Origin of the sequence: Pseudomonas sp. MPB23 (genome assembly GCF_046605395.1) — a bacterium.
GTDB lineage: Bacteria > Pseudomonadota > Gammaproteobacteria > Pseudomonadales > Pseudomonadaceae > Aquipseudomonas.
Genome location: NZ_CP176771.1, coordinates 6,700,625 through 6,716,209, shown reverse-complemented (window position 1 = coordinate 6,716,209; position 15,585 = coordinate 6,700,625). Strand labels below are relative to the sequence as shown.

The 15,585-nt window shown below is 62.9% G+C and carries 18 protein-coding genes; 6 read left to right on the top strand and 12 right to left on the bottom strand.

What is annotated here, in order from left to right; genetic code table 11:
* The first annotated feature begins 42 nt into the window (after positions 1-42).
* The 6 genes from hemA to ACLH0J_RS30670 all read left to right on the top strand — a co-directional run bounded on the left by hemA (position 43) and on the right by ACLH0J_RS30670 (position 5,409).
* Positions 43-1,332: a glutamyl-tRNA reductase gene (hemA, locus tag ACLH0J_RS30695; RefSeq protein WP_411390286.1), complete on the top strand. Its 1,290-nt coding sequence runs from the start codon at positions 43-45 to the stop codon at positions 1,330-1,332.
* On the top strand, positions 1,329-2,411 hold the full coding sequence (gene prfA, locus ACLH0J_RS30690; RefSeq protein ID WP_010565625.1) for a peptide chain release factor 1: 1,083 nt from the start codon (positions 1,329-1,331) through the stop codon (positions 2,409-2,411). Before hemA ends, prfA begins: the two co-directional genes overlap by 4 nt.
* Positions 2,412-3,242 carry a peptide chain release factor N(5)-glutamine methyltransferase gene (gene prmC / locus ACLH0J_RS30685; protein ID WP_411390285.1) on the top strand — a complete coding sequence of 277 codons (831 nt, stop codon included), beginning with the start codon at positions 2,412-2,414 and terminating at the stop codon, positions 3,240-3,242.
* Positions 3,236-3,991 carry a molybdopterin-synthase adenylyltransferase MoeB gene (locus tag ACLH0J_RS30680; protein ID WP_411390284.1) on the top strand — a complete coding sequence of 252 codons (756 nt, stop codon included), beginning with the start codon at positions 3,236-3,238 and terminating at the stop codon, positions 3,989-3,991. Before prmC ends, ACLH0J_RS30680 begins: the two co-directional genes overlap by 7 nt.
* Positions 3,984-4,778 carry a glutamate racemase gene (murI, locus tag ACLH0J_RS30675; protein ID WP_411390283.1) on the top strand — a complete coding sequence of 265 codons (795 nt, stop codon included), beginning with the start codon at positions 3,984-3,986 and terminating at the stop codon, positions 4,776-4,778. The genes ACLH0J_RS30680 and murI overlap by 8 nt, the downstream gene beginning before the upstream one ends.
* Before the next feature lie 112 nt (positions 4,779-4,890).
* A complete protein-coding gene (locus tag ACLH0J_RS30670; protein ID WP_411390282.1) occupies positions 4,891-5,409 on the top strand; it encodes an acyloxyacyl hydrolase in 519 nt (172 codons plus the stop codon).
* Positions 5,410-5,459: 50 nt separating this feature from the next.
* On the opposite strand, the gene ACLH0J_RS30665 is transcribed toward ACLH0J_RS30670, so the two are convergent.
* The 12 genes from ACLH0J_RS30665 to ACLH0J_RS30610 form a co-directional block, all read right to left on the bottom strand.
* Positions 5,460-5,765: a YkgJ family cysteine cluster protein gene (locus ACLH0J_RS30665; RefSeq protein WP_411390281.1), complete on the bottom strand. Its 306-nt coding sequence runs from the start codon at positions 5,763-5,765 to the stop codon at positions 5,460-5,462.
* Between the two features lie 54 nt (positions 5,766-5,819).
* Entirely contained in the window at positions 5,820-6,311 is a 492-nt protein-coding gene (locus tag ACLH0J_RS30660; RefSeq protein WP_411390280.1) for a DUF2878 domain-containing protein, read from the bottom strand.
* Complete coding sequence (locus tag ACLH0J_RS30655; RefSeq protein WP_411390279.1) at positions 6,304-7,575, bottom strand: class I SAM-dependent methyltransferase; 1,272 nt, start codon at positions 7,573-7,575, stop codon at positions 6,304-6,306. The genes ACLH0J_RS30660 and ACLH0J_RS30655 overlap by 8 nt, the downstream gene beginning before the upstream one ends.
* Positions 7,562-8,371, bottom strand: a complete 810-nt coding sequence (locus ACLH0J_RS30650; RefSeq protein WP_411390278.1) for a DUF1365 domain-containing protein — start codon at positions 8,369-8,371, stop codon at positions 7,562-7,564. Before ACLH0J_RS30650 ends, ACLH0J_RS30655 begins: the two co-directional genes overlap by 14 nt.
* Entirely contained in the window at positions 8,368-9,615 is a 1,248-nt protein-coding gene (locus ACLH0J_RS30645; protein WP_411390277.1) for an NAD(P)/FAD-dependent oxidoreductase, read from the bottom strand. Before ACLH0J_RS30645 ends, ACLH0J_RS30650 begins: the two co-directional genes overlap by 4 nt.
* Positions 9,612-10,394 (bottom strand): SDR family NAD(P)-dependent oxidoreductase, encoded by a 783-nt coding sequence (locus tag ACLH0J_RS30640; protein WP_411390276.1) that lies wholly within the window; start codon positions 10,392-10,394, stop codon positions 9,612-9,614. The genes ACLH0J_RS30645 and ACLH0J_RS30640 overlap by 4 nt, the downstream gene beginning before the upstream one ends.
* The gene (locus ACLH0J_RS30635) at positions 10,391-10,813 is read right to left on the bottom strand and encodes a nuclear transport factor 2 family protein (RefSeq protein WP_411390275.1); all 423 of its coding nucleotides are present in this window, start codon (positions 10,811-10,813) and stop codon (positions 10,391-10,393) included. Before ACLH0J_RS30635 ends, ACLH0J_RS30640 begins: the two co-directional genes overlap by 4 nt.
* The gene (phrB, locus tag ACLH0J_RS30630; RefSeq protein WP_411390274.1) at positions 10,806-12,251 is read right to left on the bottom strand and encodes a deoxyribodipyrimidine photo-lyase; all 1,446 of its coding nucleotides are present in this window, start codon (positions 12,249-12,251) and stop codon (positions 10,806-10,808) included. The genes ACLH0J_RS30635 and phrB overlap by 8 nt, the downstream gene beginning before the upstream one ends.
* On the bottom strand, positions 12,252-13,175 hold the full coding sequence (locus tag ACLH0J_RS30625; RefSeq protein WP_411390273.1) for a MerR family transcriptional regulator: 924 nt from the start codon (positions 13,173-13,175) through the stop codon (positions 12,252-12,254).
* A 6-nt stretch (positions 13,176-13,181) separates the two neighbouring features.
* Positions 13,182-14,147, bottom strand: a complete 966-nt coding sequence (locus ACLH0J_RS30620; RefSeq protein WP_411390272.1) for a YbgA family protein — start codon at positions 14,145-14,147, stop codon at positions 13,182-13,184.
* 112 nt (positions 14,148-14,259) lie between these two features.
* On the bottom strand, positions 14,260-14,475 hold the full coding sequence (locus ACLH0J_RS30615) for a TIGR02450 family Trp-rich protein (protein WP_411390271.1): 216 nt from the start codon (positions 14,473-14,475) through the stop codon (positions 14,260-14,262).
* Positions 14,472-15,458: an NAD(P)/FAD-dependent oxidoreductase gene (locus ACLH0J_RS30610; protein ID WP_411390270.1), complete on the bottom strand. Its 987-nt coding sequence runs from the start codon at positions 15,456-15,458 to the stop codon at positions 14,472-14,474. Before ACLH0J_RS30610 ends, ACLH0J_RS30615 begins: the two co-directional genes overlap by 4 nt.
* Between the last annotated feature and the right edge of the window lie 127 nt (positions 15,459-15,585).

The window sequence follows — 15,585 nt, the reverse complement described above, 5'->3', positions numbered from 1 at the left end:
GTAGGACAATTGCCGGCTTCCCGACATCATCAGCGATATTGAATGGCCTTCCTCGCACTCGGTATTAACCACAAGACTGCCTCCGTAGACGTGCGCGAGCGCGTAGCGTTTACCCCAGAGCAGTTGGTTGAGGCCTTGCAGCAGCTCTGCCGACTCACCGACAGCCGCGAAGCTGCGATCCTTTCGACCTGCAATCGCAGCGAGCTTTATATAGAGCAGGAGCATCTCTCAGCGGATGTCGTCCTGCGCTGGCTGGCCGATTACCACCATTTGAGCCTCGACGAACTGCGCGCAAGCGCTTATGTGCACGAAGAGGATGCGGCAGTTCGTCACATGATGCGTGTGGCCGCAGGCCTCGATTCGCTGGTGTTGGGCGAACCGCAGATCCTCGGCCAGATGAAATCCGCCTACGCCGTGGCGCGCGAGGCCGGCACCGTTGGCCCGCTGCTGGGCCGGCTGTTCCAGGCCACGTTCAATTCTGCCAAGCAGGTGCGTACCGACACGGCCATCGGTGAAAACCCGGTGTCCGTGGCGTTTGCCGCCGTCAGCCTGGCCAAGCAGATTTTCAGTGACCTGCAGCGCAGCCAGGCCTTGCTGATCGGCGCCGGTGAAACCATCACGCTGGTTGCCCGTCACCTGCATGAGCTGGGTGTGAAGCGTATCGTGGTGGCCAACCGCACCCTGGAGCGCGCCAGCCTCCTTGCCGAACAGTTCGGCGCCCACGCGGTGCTGCTGTCGGACATTCCGGCTGAACTGGTGCGCAGCGATATCGTCATCAGTTCCACGGCCAGCCAGTTGCCGATCCTCGGCAAAGGCGCGGTGGAAAGTGCGCTGAAGCTGCGCAAGCACAAGCCGATCTTTATGGTCGACATCGCCGTTCCCCGGGACATCGAGCCCGAAGTCGGCGAGTTGGACGACGTTTACCTCTATAGCGTCGACGATCTGCACGAAGTGGTCGCTGAAAACCTTAAGAGTCGTCAGGGCGCTGCCCAGGCCGCCGAGGAAATGGTCAGCATCGGCGCCGATGATTTCATGGTGCGCCTGCGGGAACTGGCGGCGGTCGATGTGCTCAAGGCGTATCGTCAGCAGGGCGAACGCCTGCGCGACGAAGAACTGCTCAAGGCCCAGCGCGCGCTCGCCAACGGCGCTAACGCCGAGGACGTGTTGATGCAACTGGCCCGTGGTCTGACCAACAAGTTGCTTCACGCGCCCAGCGTACAACTCAAGAAATTGACCGCCGAAGGCCGCCTCGATGCGCTGGCCATGGCCCAGGAACTCTTTGCCCTCGGTGAGGGCGCGTCAGATAGCTCTTCGGATAAAAAATCGCAATGAAAGCGTCACTGCTCAATAAACTGGACGTGCTCCAGGACCGTTTCGAAGAACTGACCGCCTTGCTCGGCGATGGCGAGGTCATTTCCGATCAAACCAAGTTCCGCGCCTATTCCAAGGAATACGCCGAAGTTGAGCCCGTGGTGGCGACCTATAAAAACCTGCTGAAAGTGCAGGCCGACCTCGAAGGCGCCCAGGCGCTGCTCAAGGACAGCGACCCGGACATGCGTGAAATGGCCGTGGAAGAAGTCCGTGAAGCCAAGGAAAAACTCGCCGAACTCGAAGGCGACCTGCAACGCATGCTGTTGCCCAAAGACCCGAACGACGGGCGCAACGTCTTTCTCGAAATCCGCGCCGGTACCGGCGGCGACGAGGCGGCGATTTTCTCCGGCGATCTGTTCCGCATGTATTCGCGCTATGCCGAACGGCGTGGTTGGCGGGTCGAGATATTGTCCGAGAACGAAGGCGAACACGGCGGCTATAAAGAAGTGATTGCGCGGGTCGAAGGTGACAACGTCTACGGCAAGCTGAAATTCGAATCCGGCGCGCACCGCGTGCAACGGGTGCCGGCGACGGAATCCCAAGGCCGCATCCACACCTCGGCGTGCACCGTGGCGGTGTTGCCCGAGCCGGACGAACAGGAAGCCATCGAGATCAACCCGGCGGACTTGCGGGTCGACACCTACCGCTCGTCGGGCGCTGGCGGCCAGCACGTCAACAAGACCGACTCGGCGATCCGTATCACTCACTTGCCGTCGGGCATCGTGGTGGAGTGCCAGGAAGAACGGTCCCAGCACAAGAACCGGGCGCGGGCCATGTCCTGGCTGTCGGCCAAGCTCAATGACCAGCAGACCAGCGCCGCCGCCAACGCGATTGCCAGCGAACGTAAATTGCTGGTGGGCTCGGGCGACCGTTCCGAGCGTATCCGCACTTACAACTTTGCCCAGGGCCGGGTCACCGACCACCGGGTCAACCTCACGCTCTATTCCCTCGACGAGATTCTCGCCGGTGGCGTGGACGCCGTGATCGAGCCGCTGCTCGCCGAATACCAGGCCGATCAATTGGCGGCGATAGGTGAATAAATGACCATTATCGCCAGCCTGCTGCGCGCCGCCGACCTGCCCGATTCGCCGACTGCGCGCCTGGACGCCGAATTGTTGCTGGCGGCGGCCTTGGGCAAGTCGCGCAGTTACTTGCACACGTGGCCGGAGAAAATCGTCAGCAGCGAACACGCGCTGACGTTTTCCGATTACCTGCAACGCCGCCGTGGCGGTGAGCCGGTGGCCTACATCCTCGGCCAGCAGGGTTTCTGGAAGCTGGACCTGGAGGTGGCGCCCCACACCCTGATCCCACGTCCGGAAACCGAAATGCTGGTGGAAGCGTCGCTGGAATTGTTGCCGGCCGCGCCGGCCAAGGTCCTCGACCTGGGCACCGGCAGCGGCGCCATCACCCTGGCCCTGGCCAGCGAGCGCCCGGCCTGGCACGTCACCGCCGTCGACCGCGTGCTGGAGGCCGTGGCCCTGGCCGAGCGCAATCGCCAGCGCCTTGGCTTGAACAACGCCACGGTGCTGAACAGCCATTGGTTCAGCGCGCTGTCAGGTCAGACCTATGACCTGATCATCAGCAACCCGCCGTATATCGCCGATAACGATCCGCACCTGGTGGCCGGCGATGTGCGTTTCGAGCCGGCCAGCGCCCTGGTGGCGGGTCCCGATGGCCTGGACGACTTGCGCCTGATCATCGGCGAAGCCCCGGCGCACCTGAACGCCGGTGGCTGGTTGCTGCTGGAGCACGGTTACGACCAGGCGGCGGCGGTGCGCGACCTGTTGCTCAGCCAAGGCTTTGAAAGCGTGCATAGCCGCATCGACCTTGGCGGCCACGAACGCATCACCCTGGGACGCCGGCCGTGCTGACCGATCAGGAGCTGTTGCGCTATAGCCGACAGATTCTGTTGCCGCATGTCGACATCGACGGCCAGTTGCGCCTGAAAAACAGCCGTGCGCTGATCGTCGGCCTGGGCGGGTTGGGCGCACCGGTTGCGCTCTATCTGGCTGCTGCCGGTGTTGGCGAGTTGCACCTGGCGGATTTCGACACCGTCGACCTCACCAACCTGCAACGCCAGATCATTCATGACACCGACAGCGTCGGCCAGACCAAGGTCGATTCGGCCCTGCGCCGCCTGGCCGCCATCAACCCTGAAATCAAGCTGATTGCCCACCGCACCGCGCTGGACGCCGATTCCCTGGCCGCAGCGGTGACGGCGGTGGATCTGGTACTCGATTGCAGCGACAACTTCTCCACCCGCGAGGCGGTCAACGCCGCCTGCGTTGCGGCCGGCAAGCCGTTGGTCAGCGGCGCGGCGATTCGCCTCGAGGGGCAGTTGTCGGTGTTCGACCCGCGCCGCGCCGAAAGCCCGTGCTACCACTGTTTATATGGGCACGGCAGCGACACCGAACTCACCTGCAGCGAAGCCGGTGTGATTGGCCCTCTGGTGGGCCTGGTCGGCAGCCTGCAAGCCCTGGAAGCCCTGAAACTGCTGGCCGGTTTCGGCCAACCCTTGGTCGGGCGGCTGTTGCTGATCGATGGGTTGACCACGCGTTTCCGTGAGTTGCGCGTCAAGCGCGACCCCGGTTGCAGTGTCTGTGGGTCGCAGCATGGTTAAGGACGCACCCATCGGTGTGTTCGACTCCGGTGTCGGCGGGTTGACGGTGCTCGAGGAAATCCAGCAACTGTTGCCCCATGAGTCGCTGCTGTACGTCGCCGATTGCGGGTACATCCCCTACGGCGAGAAAACGCCGGCCTTTATTTGCGAGCGTTTACACCGGGTTGCGGCGTTTTTCCGCGAGCGGGGCGCCAAAGCCTTGGTGATTGCCTGCAACACGGCGACGGTCGCCGCCGTGGCTGACTTGCGCAAGAGCTACCCCGACTGGCCGCTGGTGGGGATGGAGCCCGCCGTCAAACCCGCCACCGCCGCGACCCGCAGTGGCGTGGTCGGTGTACTCGCCACCACCGGCACCCTGCAAAGCGCCAAGTTCGCCGCATTGCTCGACCGTTTCGCCACCGACGTGCGGGTGATCACCCAGCCGTGCCCAGGCCTGGTGGAGCTGATTGAAACCGGCGACCTGGGCAGCCCGGCCCTGCGCCAGTTGTTGCAAAGCTATATCGAACCGTTGCTCAGCGCCGGCTGCGACACCATCATCCTCGGTTGCACCCATTACCCCTTCCTCAAGCCGCTCCTGGCGCAGATGCTGCCCCCCAGCATTATCCTGATCGACACCGGCGCCGCCGTGGCCCGCCAACTGAAACGTCTGCTGGGCGAGCGTGACTTGCTGGCCAGTGGTACGCCTGACCCTGCGGCGTTCTGGACCAGCGGCGACGTGTATCACTTCAGAAATATCCTACCGACGCTATGGAAACATCCTGGAGTTGTGCGAAGCTTCAGCGCGTGAAAAATTCGTGAAAAGTCGGCGTTAAAAGCTGAACTTCTGATACTGCGTCGGCTTCTATAAGCGAGATTTCCTGTAACAAACCATACAACTTCGTTCGGAAAGGATGTTTCTTATGAAGCGCTTGTTCTGTTTGGCTGCGATTGCGGCCACTGTGGTCGGACACTCTTTTTCGGCGCAAGCCGCCGGCCTTGAATTTGGGATGGGGAGCACCGGCGATTCGACCATGACCTATCGGTTGGGCCTGACGTCGGATTGGGACAAAAGCTGGTGGCAGAGTGACGTCGGTCGTCTGACCGGCTACTGGAACGGTGCCTACACCTTCTGGGACGGTGATAAGCGCGCCAGCGTCAGCAGCCTGTCGTTTTCGCCGGTGTTTGTGTATGAGTTCGCCGGGGAAAAGGTCAAGCCCTACATCGAAGCCGGGATTGGCGTGGCGCTGTTCTCCCGCACGCACGTCGAGGACAACAACATCGGCCAGGCCTTCCAGTTCGAAGACCGCCTGGGGTTCGGTTTGCGTTTTGCCGGCGGGCATGAAGTGGGCATCCGCGCCATGCACTACTCCAACGCCGGGATCAGCAGCCACAACGACGGTGTAGAAAGCTATTCGCTGCACTACACCTTGCCGCTGTAAGTTCAGAACCTTGCAAAACCCTGTGGGAGGGGCCCCCTCCCACATTGAGATCAGCGGTAGGCCGTCGCAATCCCTTCGCGCTCGACCAGGCACTCCGGGGCGCCCATCTCGAACTCGCGGCAAATCAGCGGTCGTCGTTCATAAATCGTGCACATCATCGTGTCCCGATCCAGCGCCGCGCACCAGCCGTCGTCCAGGCGCAGCATGACTTCGCCACCCCAATCGTCGGTATCGATATAGCGCTGCGGCACGCCGGTGTCGGTGATCAGCATGACTTCCAGTTGGCAGCAGCAGGCCGCGCACGTCGAGCAAGTAACGGCGGGTTCGGCGATTTGGGTATGGGGGATGTTGGTCATAGGCGCGCAGTGTAAGGCAAGCAGATGATGCGCGTCTGAATGCTCTGACGGACGTCAGTGCGCCAGTTGCCGGGCGACTCCGTGCAACAGGGGAAACAGCAGAGCCCAGAGCAGGGCCAGGCCGATCAGGGTGGGTGTTGTGCCATAGGCGAAACTGACCCCCGCCAATTGGCTGCCTGCGTAATACGACAGCGGCCCGCCGATCGCCCCCAGCAGGCTGGCGCGCCACCACGGGCGTGCACTCCAGGCCAGGCAATGCCGCAAGGTCGTGGCCAGCAGCGCCCACAGCAGGATCAGCCAAAACGGAATCAGCGGTCCGGGCTGGCTGAAGTGAAACACGCCGAAGGTACGCAGCAAGGTGTCGATCAGCGTCCCCAGCAGCGTCACGGCCAGGAGCGCCCGAACCTCCTGGGACGCTGTCGTCGTCCACAGCAGATGGACGCCCAGCGCCGCCAGCCCGACCAGCAGCCATGGACCGTTACCGCCCATCACGCAGGCAAACCAACCGCACTGGAAGAGCACCGCGTTGACGAGAGTCTTAAGCACTGAAACGCCCGAGCAGCGGTGGATTGATGGCCGATGGCTTGGCCAACAGCAGTTGCGCGGTGCCAATGCTGCGTTCCATGAACCCACCCTCGCAGTAGCACAGGTAAAACTCCCACAACCGCAGGAAATACTCGTCGTAGCCCAATTCTGTAAGGCGACCGTGGGCGCGGCGAAAGTTCTCATGCCACAGGCGCAAGGTTCGCGCGTAGTGCAGGCCAAAATCCTCCATGTGCAGCAGGTTCATGTCGGTGTCGCGGCTGACGATCTGCAGCATGTTCTGCACGCTGGGCAGGGCGCCGCCGGGGAAGATGTAGCGCTGGATGAAGTCGACGCTGTTCTTCGCCTGTTCAAAACGTTGCTCGCGGATGGTGATGGCTTGCAGCAGCATCAGGCCGTCGCGCTTGAGCAATTGCGCGCACTGTTTGAAGTAGGTCGGCAGGAACCGATGGCCCACCGCTTCGATCATTTCGATGGACACCAGTTTGTCGTACTGGCCGCTCAGGTCGCGGTAGTCCTGCAGCAGCAGGGTGACCTGGCCTTGCAGCCCCAGGGCTTGGATGCGTTTTTCGGTGTAGGCGAATTGCTCCTTGGACAAGGTCGTGGTGGTGACCTTGCAGCCATACTGCTGCGCCGCATACAGCGCCATGCTGCCCCAGCCGGTGCCGATTTCCAGCAGGTGATCGCTGGGCTTGAGGGCCAGCTTCTGGCAGATGCGTTCCAGTTTGTTCAGTTGCGCCTGTTCCAGGCTGTCGTCGGGCGTCAGAAATTGCGCGGCCGAATACATCATGGTCGGGTCGAGAAACTCTTCGAACAGGTCATTGCCGAGGTCGTAATGGGCGGCGATGTTTTTCTGCGAGCCCTTGCGCGTGTTGCGGTTGAGCCAGTGCAAACCCTGGGTGAAGGGGCGCGCCAGCCTGGCCAGGCCACCTTCCATGGCATCGAGCACATCCAGGTTGCTCACCATCACCCGCACCACGGCGGTCAGGTCCGGGCTGGTCCAGTAACCGTGGATAAACGCTTCGCCGGCGCCGATGGAACCGTTGGCGGCCACCAGGCCCCACACCGCCGGGTCGAGGATCTGGATTTCCCCCAGCAGGTGCGCTTCCCGTGCGCCGAATACCTGGCGTTCGCCGTCTTCGATCACCACCAACTGGCCATGGCGCAGTTGACTGAGTTGACGCAGCACGCCCTTGCGCAGCAGCGCGGTGGTCATGCCGTTGACGTTCAGGCGATTGGCCTTGACCGATACGTTAGGGGATTTCATGGCGGCGATCCTTGGTATACCCGACTGCGGTGCGCGAGGCACCTTCGGCAACCTGATGGGAAAAAATCGGTGTGCGTTTGAGGAGCAGGCGAAGCGCCTGCCAATAGATGGCCAGGCAGGTTTTGGCGGTCATCCACGGAAAGCGCCTCAGGTAGCGGTGCAGGCTGGCGCGGTCCAGCGTTTCTTTTTGCAGGCTCAAGGTGGCGTCGAAGACCTTTGTCTCGCCTTGCCAATCGGCCATGTGCACGCCAAGCCTGGTGGCGGGTGGGCTGAAGCTCATGCGGTATTCCAGATCGCGCGGCAGAAACGGCGACACATGAAACGCTTTGGCCACCGCGAAGTGCTGGTGCTCATCCGCGCCCAGGGGCAGGGCCGGCAGTACGTAGTGATAGCGCTCGCGCCATGGGGTGTTGGTCACTTCACACAGGATCGCGGCCAGTTGCCCGTCGGCCTCGAAGCAGTAGAAGAAACTCACCGGATTAAAAGCCAGGCCCCAACTGCGGGCCTGGGTCAGCAGGCAGATAACGCCTTGGGGTGTATGCCCCAGGGCCTTGCCGACTTCCTGGCGCACGGCATCGCTCAATCCCATGCCGTGACGGGTGAATTCACGCAGGTAGTCCTGCTGGCGAAAGCCGAAGGGCGCCAGGCGACTTGCGCCGGCCAGGGGCGAGAGCCCGAGCACGGCGTCCTGTTCGCTGAGGTCCAGGTACAGCAGGCCGATGCGGTAGCGAAAGGCGTGGGCCTTGGGCGCAAACCGGCGATGGGCGATCCAGCCGCTGTACAAGGCGCTGTTCACAGGCGTTCCCCAAAGGCCTGGGCCACGCGCAGTGCGCTGACCACGCCGTCTTCATGGAAACCGTTGGCCCAGTAGGCGCCGCAATAATGGGTGTGCTGCACGCCGTTCAACTCTTCCCAGCGCGCCTGGGCGGCCACGGCTGCCAGGCTGTATTGCGGGTGGGCATAGGTGTAGCGGGCGAGAATTTTCAGCGGGTTGATCATTGGCGTCTGGTTGAGGCTGACGCAAAAGGTGGTGGCGCTGTCGATGCCTTGCAGGATGTTCATGTCATAGGTGACGGCGGCCTGGGGCTGCGCGTTGCCGGTCAGTCGGTAGTTCCAGCTGGCCCACGCCAGTCGGCGGTCTGGCAACAGTCGGGTGTCGGTGTGCAGCACCACGTCGTTGTCGGCGTAGGGCAGGGCGCCGAGGATTTGCTGTTCGGCTTCGCTGGGCGCGCCGAGCAAGGCCAATGCCTGATCGCTGTGGCAGGCGAACACCACTTTGTCGAACGCCTCGGTGCCGGCGGCGCTGTGGATAACCACGCCTTCGACATTGCGGTCGACCAGGTGCACCGGGCAGTTGAGGCGGATCCGCTCACCAAAGCTGCGGGTCAACGGTTCGATGTAGCTGCTGGAGCCACCCTCGATCACACACCATTGCGGGCGGTCGTCGATCGACAGCAAACCGTGGTTCTTGAAGAAGCGCACAAAGAATTGCAGCGGAAACTTAAGCATGTCGGCCAGGGACATCGACCAGATCGCCGCGCCCATCGGCAGGATGTAATGCCGGATGAAGCGCGGGCCATAACCGCCGGCTTCGAGGTAATCGCCCAGGGTCATGTCTGCGCTGATGCGTTGCTCATGCAAGTCCTGCGGCGCCTGGCGATTGAAGCGCAGGATGTCGCGCAACATGCCCCAGAAACCCGGCGAAAGAAGATTGCGGCGCTGGGCGAACAGACTGTTGAGGGTGTTGCCGTTGTACTCGAACCCGGCATGTTCGTCGCACACCGAAAAGCTCATCTCGGTGGGTTTGAACGTCACCCCGATCTGCCCCAGCAGGCGTATGAAATTAGGGTAGGTCCAGTCATTGAACACGATGAAACCGGTGTCCACCGCGTAGGCCTGGCCCTCGACGGTGACGTTGACCGTGTGGGTATGCCCGCCGATGCGATCGCCGGCTTCGAACACGGTGACGTCGTGGCGACGGCTGAGCAGGTAAGCGCTGGTCAGCCCGGCGATGCCGCTGCCGATAATGGCGATCTTCACAGGTCGTCCTTCTGCGGTGGCGGGCTGCGCAGCATGCGTTTGCCGATGATCAGTTGCGCCCGGCTGGGCAGTTTCGACAGCGGCCACAAGGTGGCGATGAACAGCGCCGGAAAGGCGATTTCCAGCGGGCGTTTGTCCAGCTTGGCGAAGATGTGTCGCGCGGCTTTGTTGGCTGACCAGCTCAGGGGCATCGGGAAGTCGTTGCGCTCGGTCAGCGGTGTATCGACAAAGCCTGGACTGATCACCGTGACGTCGATGTTCTCGGGCGACAGGCTGATGCGCAGGGATTCGAACAGGTAGCGCAGCCCGGCCTTGGACGCGCCATAGGCTTCGGCACGGGGCATCGGCAGGTAAGTCACCGCGCTGGCGACACCGACCAGATGCGGCCTTTTCCCTGTGCGCAGCAACGGCAGTGCGGCTTCGATGCAATAGCTGCTGGCCAACAGGTTGGTGCGCACCACATGCTCGATGATCGATGAGTCGAACTGCTTGGCGTCCACATACTCGCAGGTGCCGGCGTTGAGGATCACCGTGTCGAGCGCGCCCCAGACTTCGCCGATGTGCTCGCCGATTTCGCGCACGGTCTGGCTATTGGTCAGGTCGCCGGCCACCACCAGCACCTGGCCGGGGTAACGCTGGGCGAGCGCTTGCAGCGGGGCCTTGGTGCGCGAGCTCAGCGCGACATGGGCGCCGCTGTTGAGCAACTCCACGGCCAGCGCGGCACCGATGCCACTGCTGGCTCCGGTCAGCCAATAACGGCGAGGCGACACTGCGTTCATCCCATTCTCCTTTTCAGCCAGCTAACGACTCGACCCAAGACGGGAAGGTGTTCGTAGAGCATGGCGCCGGCATCGAAATAATCGCGATGGCGGTAGACCTTGTCACGCCACATCAAGTGCGAGCAGCCTTCCACCCGGATCACCTTGCCGTTGGCCAGGCGCGGGTGGCAGAAGCTCATTTTCCAGCGCAGGTAACCTTCGCCTTCGGCCACCTGATCGAAACCGTGGAAGTCGAAGCGTAGCTGGCTGACGTTGCTGTACAGGTCGGCGAAGTAACGCTGCAGTGCGGTCAGGCCCTGGATGTCGTGCAGCGGGTCGGTGAACGCGATGTCCTTGCTGTACAGGCTGTCGAGCAGGTGCAGGTTGTGCTTGTCCAGCGTGGCGAAGGCCTGGGCGAAGCGCGGCAGGAAGTCACTCATGTCCAGCTCCCACCGCTGCGCGGGATGGCAGGCTGCGGAAGGCGGCCAGGGCGCGTTCGCGGGATGTCTTCAGGACGACGATCGACTGCGGATAATCCGCGACGCCGAACAGGCCGCCCAGCGCTTGTGGGTTGTGCACTTCTTTTTTATTCAGCGCCGCCAGTTCCGGCAGCCAGTGCTTGATGAACACGCCGTCGCCGTCGAATTTTTCCGACTGGCTCAAGGGGCTGAAAATCCGGAAGTACGGCGCCGAATCGGTGCCCGTGGATGAACTCCACTGCCAGCCGCCGTTATTGGCCGCCAGGTCGCCGTCGATCAGGTGACGCATGAAGAAGCGCTCGCCTTCGCGCCAGTCGATCAACAGGTTCTTGGTCAGGAACATCGCCACTACCATGCGCAGGCGGTTGTGCATCCAGCCGGTCTCCAGCAGTTGACGCATGGCCGCGTCGATGATCGGCAGGCCGGTGCGGGCTTCTTGCCAGGCGGCGAGGTCCTGGGGCGCATCGCGCCAGGCCACGGCTTCGGTCTCGGGGCGGAACGCGCGGTGGCGCGAAACCCGTGGGTAGCCGACGAGGATGTGTTTGTAAAACTCACGCCACAGCAGTTCGTTGATCCACGTGATGGTGCCGATGTCGCCGCTTTCGAATTCGCCCTGGTTGGTTTGCAACGCCGCGTGCAGGCATTGTCGCGGCGACACCACGCCTGCGGCCAGGTAGGCCGAGAGCTGGCTGGTGCCGGGTTTGGCCGGGAAGTCGCGCTCATCTTTGTAGTGGCTGATCTGTTGGTCGGCAAACGCGTCGAGGCGGCGGCGGGCTTCGTCTTCACCGGCGGGCCAAAGGGCACGCAGGGTGTCGCTGGGTGGCGCGAAGCCGTCGACGTGTTCGGGGATCGGATCACGTTTGAGCGGGATGGGCGCCTGGGCGTGGGGCGCTGCGACCAACCGCGGCAGGGCGCTGTGCAGGCGGCTGTAACAGACCTTGCGGAACTGGCTGAATACCTGGAAATAGGTGCCGGTCTTGGTCAACACGCTGCCCGGTTGGAACAGCAGTTGGTCCAGGTAGCGGTGGAAGGTCACGCCGTCGGCCTCCAGGGCCTGGGCCACCGCCGCATCGCGACGGCTTTCATGAATGCCGTATTCCTCGTTGACGTGCACCGAGGCCACCGACAGCTCGCGGCACAGCGTGGCGAGCACGGCGGGGGCCTGGTCCCAGGTGGTGGCGTGGCGGATCAGCAAGGGGATATTCAACTCGGCCAGGGCCAGGCTCAGGGTCTGCAGGTTGCGCAGCCAGAAATCCACTTTGCACGGGGCATCATCGTGGGCCAGCCATTGTTGCGGCGTGATGAGGTACACGGCCGCCACCGGGCCACGCTCGCAGGCAGCGGCGAGGGCGGTGTTGTCGTGCAGGCGCAGGTCGGTGCGCAGCCAGATTAGGTGCATTTAGAGGAGTCCACGTTGGATCAGGAGCTGGTGGGCCGACAGTGGGTCTTCGGCGACGAACAATGCTGGGATGTCATGGGTTAATACCGACAACTCGGCCTGGTGGATGCATACCGCCGGTCCGGTCATCACGGTGGGGCAATCGACGCCGCTCAGCAGTTTGGTCAGGGTTGCCACATTGAGGGCCTTGCTTGAGTACAGCAGCACGGCGCGGGGCTTTAGGTGTTCCACCGCCAGGGCCAGTTCGCCGGCGGGCAGCGGCCAGTCGAAGACCTCCACCGGGCAGTCGGCGCTGCTGGCCAGCCAGGCGCTGAGCCACAGGTGCGGCTCCAGGGGCAGGTCGGAGTGATTGATCAGCAGCAGCGGCGCGCCCTGCAACTGGCGATTGTTGTGGTAGATGCGTGCCCCGAACTTGCTGCGCAGCCAGGACAGGAAAAACACCCGCTCCATCTGCGCGCCGAACTGGCCTTGCCAGCGCTGTTCCAGGGCCTGGAGCAACGGCAACAACAGTTGTTCGCAGAGCGTGCGCGGCGGGTACAGGGCCATGGCCTGGTTGAAGGCGTCATCGACTCGGCGTTCCGCCAATTCGCCGATGGCGCTCACCAGGTTCTGGCGCAGGGCATGCCACTCGTTTTCCACGGCATCGGGCAGGGCCTGGGCGGAGTCGATCAGGCCTTTGACCTGGCTGACCGGTACCCCGCGATTGAGCCAGGTCAGGATGGTGTGGATGCGTTGCACATGCTCGGCGCTGAACAGCCGATGCCCTTTGGCGGTGCGCTGGGGCACGATCAGGCCATAGCGGCGCTCCCAGGCGCGCAGGGTCACCGCGTTGACGCCGGTCTGGCGCGCCACTTCGCGAATCGGCAGCCAGCCGTTTTCGAGGGCTTGGGCGACGTCGGGTTCGTCTTGCAGGGCAACTGTCATAGTGAGTTAGATCGCATTCCGCAGGCTGAGGTTTTCCGGGTGCGGCTGCAGGTAGGCCTGTTGCGCGATGTAGCGGTCCGGGTGTTGGCGAAAGTGATGTTTGAGCAAGGTCAACGGCACCACCAGCGGCACGATGCCCTGGTGGTATTGGCCGATGACGGTCTGCATTTCCTGTTTGTCGTCGGCGCTGATGGCTTGCTTGAGGTAGCCGCTGATGTGTTTGAGCACATTGGTGTGGGTGCCCCGGGTGGCGCATTTTTTCAGGCCGGTCATCAGGTCGCTGAAGTAGCACGCGGCCAGTTCGTCGAGGTCGACACCCTTGACCATGCTGCCCAGCCGATTGCCCAGGCGCTTGTAATGCGCCGGGCTGTGGGCCATCAGCAGGTATTTGTAGCGCGAGTGGAAGGCCAGCAAGCGATGCCGGGTCAGGCCCTCGGCCAACAGTTGTTGCCAACTGGCGTACACGAAGACCCGGGTCAGGAAGTTCTCCCGCAGCACCGGGTCATTCAGTCGGCCGTCCTCTTCCACCGGCAGGTTGGGGTGCCGCGCGCAGAACGCCTGGGCATAGATGCCGCGCCCGCCGCCGTCCACCGGTGCGCCGTTTTCACGGTACACCTTCACGCGTTCCAGGCCGCAGGACGGCGACTTCTGCATGAAGATGTAGCCACACAGGTCGGTGTGCTCGGCGGCCATTTTCTGACCGTAGGCGTCCAACGGGGCGGTGACGTTCAACTCGCGGTGCACGGTGCCGACGGCTTGAGGGTTTGCGCCGTCGCCCACTAGGCGAATGGTTTCGCGTGGAATGCCCAGGCCGATCGCCACTTCCGGGCACAGCGGCATGAAGTCGAAGTATTCGGTGAGCACTTCACTGCATAGCTGTGACTGTTTATGGCCGCCGTTGAAGCGCACGTTCTCGCCCAGCAGGCAGGCGCTGATGCCAATCTTCGGCTTGATGGACGGGGAGTTGGACATGGCCAAACCTCTGCAGGATTCCTGTACAAGCTAAAAAGTCTGTACAACTAAATCTCATCATAGGTTCGATGCTGTACAAGTCAAATTATTTGTATAGGTTTTTCTGCGAGGGCTATTTCCAGCCGATTTTCCATGCCTCGGCATCCTGCAAGGTTTGCCACGGCAGACGCTCGCCACGCCGGGTCATGACGGCTTGCAGTTCGATTTCCAGCACCGTGCCTTCTTCGTCGCGAAACAGCTCGGTGACGAGGAAGTGTTTTTCCTTGTGTCGAGGCTGGGCTGCTGTCCACTTCGACAGCAGCAGTTTGGCGGGATTGATGCGGTTCATCGCAGGTGCTCGATCAAGCGTCGTGCCGCTTCCTGGCCGCTGAGCCAGGCGCCCTCGACGCGGCCGGACAGGCACCAGTCGCCGCACACGTACAGGCCCAGGTCGGCGTCGGCCAGCACGCCGAACTCGTGGGCGCTGGACGGTCGGGCATACAGCCAGCGGTGCGCCAGGCTGAACGACGGCGCAGGCATGGCGCTGTGCAGCAATTCGGCGAAGGCGCCGTGCAGGTGTTCGATCACGGCTTCCTTGGGCAGGTCCAGATGGGCTTTGCTCCAGGCGCTGGTGGCGTGCAGTACCCAGGTGTCGAGGGTGCTGTCGCGTCCGGGTTTGCTGCGGTTGCGCGCCAGCCAATCGAGTGGGCTGTCTTGCACGAAGCAGCCTTCCATCGGCGTATCCAGCGGTTTGTCGAAGGCCAGCGCGATGGCCCAGGTAGGGTCCATCTTCACACCCGCGGCGGCACTCGCCAGTTTTGGCGCGGCGGCCAGCAGGGTGGTGGCCTGGGGCGCGGGCGTGGCGATCACCACATGGCTGAAGGGGCCGCGATTGCCGCCGTCGGCGTCCAGCAGGTTCCAATGCTGCTTGCCTTGGAACACTTCGGTGATGCGGCAACCGAACTCTACCGGCAGGTCGTCGCGCAGGGCACGGGTGATCGCGCTCATGCGCGGCGTGCCGACCCAGCGGATCTGTTCATCGGGGGAGGGGGTGAGCTGGCCTGCCTTGAAGTTGTATAGCTGAGGCTTCCATTGTTCGGCCCAGCCGTGGCTTTGCCAGCGTTGCACTTCGTTGACGAAGCGCCGGTCGCGGGCGGTGAAGTATTGGGCGCCCATGTCCAGTGAGCCGGCATCGCTGCGCTTGCTGGACATGCGGCCACCACTGCCGCGGCTTTTATCGAAGAGTTGTACAACGTGCCCGGCGTCTCGTAACGCTTGGGCGGCGGAGAGACCGGCGATGCCGGTGCCGATGATCGCGATGGGGACAGTCATGGGAGGCCTCGTTTTACCGTTGGGTACAGACTACGCCGACACCAATAGCTGTACAATATTGTTTTTTGGTATAAGTTTTGGCTTACCTGTTCTTAGAAGCGTGACCTATGGTTAAGGCTGAGGCCTG

Coding starts and splice junctions, on each gene's coding strand:
- ACLH0J_RS30620 (WP_411390272.1), bottom strand. CDS start 14,147: ATGTCCAACTCCCCGTCCATCAAGCCGAAGATTGGCATCAGCGCCTGC.
- ACLH0J_RS30625 (WP_411390273.1), bottom strand. CDS start 13,175: ATGACAGTTGCCCTGCAAGACGAACCCGACGTCGCCCAAGCCCTCGAA.
- prfA (WP_010565625.1), top strand. CDS start 1,329: ATGAAAGCGTCACTGCTCAATAAACTGGACGTGCTCCAGGACCGTTTC.
- ACLH0J_RS30670 (WP_411390282.1), top strand. CDS start 4,891: ATGAAGCGCTTGTTCTGTTTGGCTGCGATTGCGGCCACTGTGGTCGGA.
- ACLH0J_RS30640 (WP_411390276.1), bottom strand. CDS start 10,394: ATGAACGCAGTGTCGCCTCGCCGTTATTGGCTGACCGGAGCCAGCAGT.
- prmC (WP_411390285.1), top strand. CDS start 2,412: ATGACCATTATCGCCAGCCTGCTGCGCGCCGCCGACCTGCCCGATTCG.
- murI (WP_411390283.1), top strand. CDS start 3,984: ATGGTTAAGGACGCACCCATCGGTGTGTTCGACTCCGGTGTCGGCGGG.
- ACLH0J_RS30615 (WP_411390271.1), bottom strand. CDS start 14,475: ATGAACCGCATCAATCCCGCCAAACTGCTGCTGTCGAAGTGGACAGCA.
- ACLH0J_RS30635 (WP_411390275.1), bottom strand. CDS start 10,813: ATGAGTGACTTCCTGCCGCGCTTCGCCCAGGCCTTCGCCACGCTGGAC.
- phrB (WP_411390274.1), bottom strand. CDS start 12,251: ATGCACCTAATCTGGCTGCGCACCGACCTGCGCCTGCACGACAACACC.
- ACLH0J_RS30655 (WP_411390279.1), bottom strand. CDS start 7,575: ATGAAATCCCCTAACGTATCGGTCAAGGCCAATCGCCTGAACGTCAAC.
- hemA (WP_411390286.1), top strand. CDS start 43: ATGGCCTTCCTCGCACTCGGTATTAACCACAAGACTGCCTCCGTAGAC.
- ACLH0J_RS30610 (WP_411390270.1), bottom strand. CDS start 15,458: ATGACTGTCCCCATCGCGATCATCGGCACCGGCATCGCCGGTCTCTCC.
- ACLH0J_RS30665 (WP_411390281.1), bottom strand. CDS start 5,765: ATGACCAACATCCCCCATACCCAAATCGCCGAACCCGCCGTTACTTGC.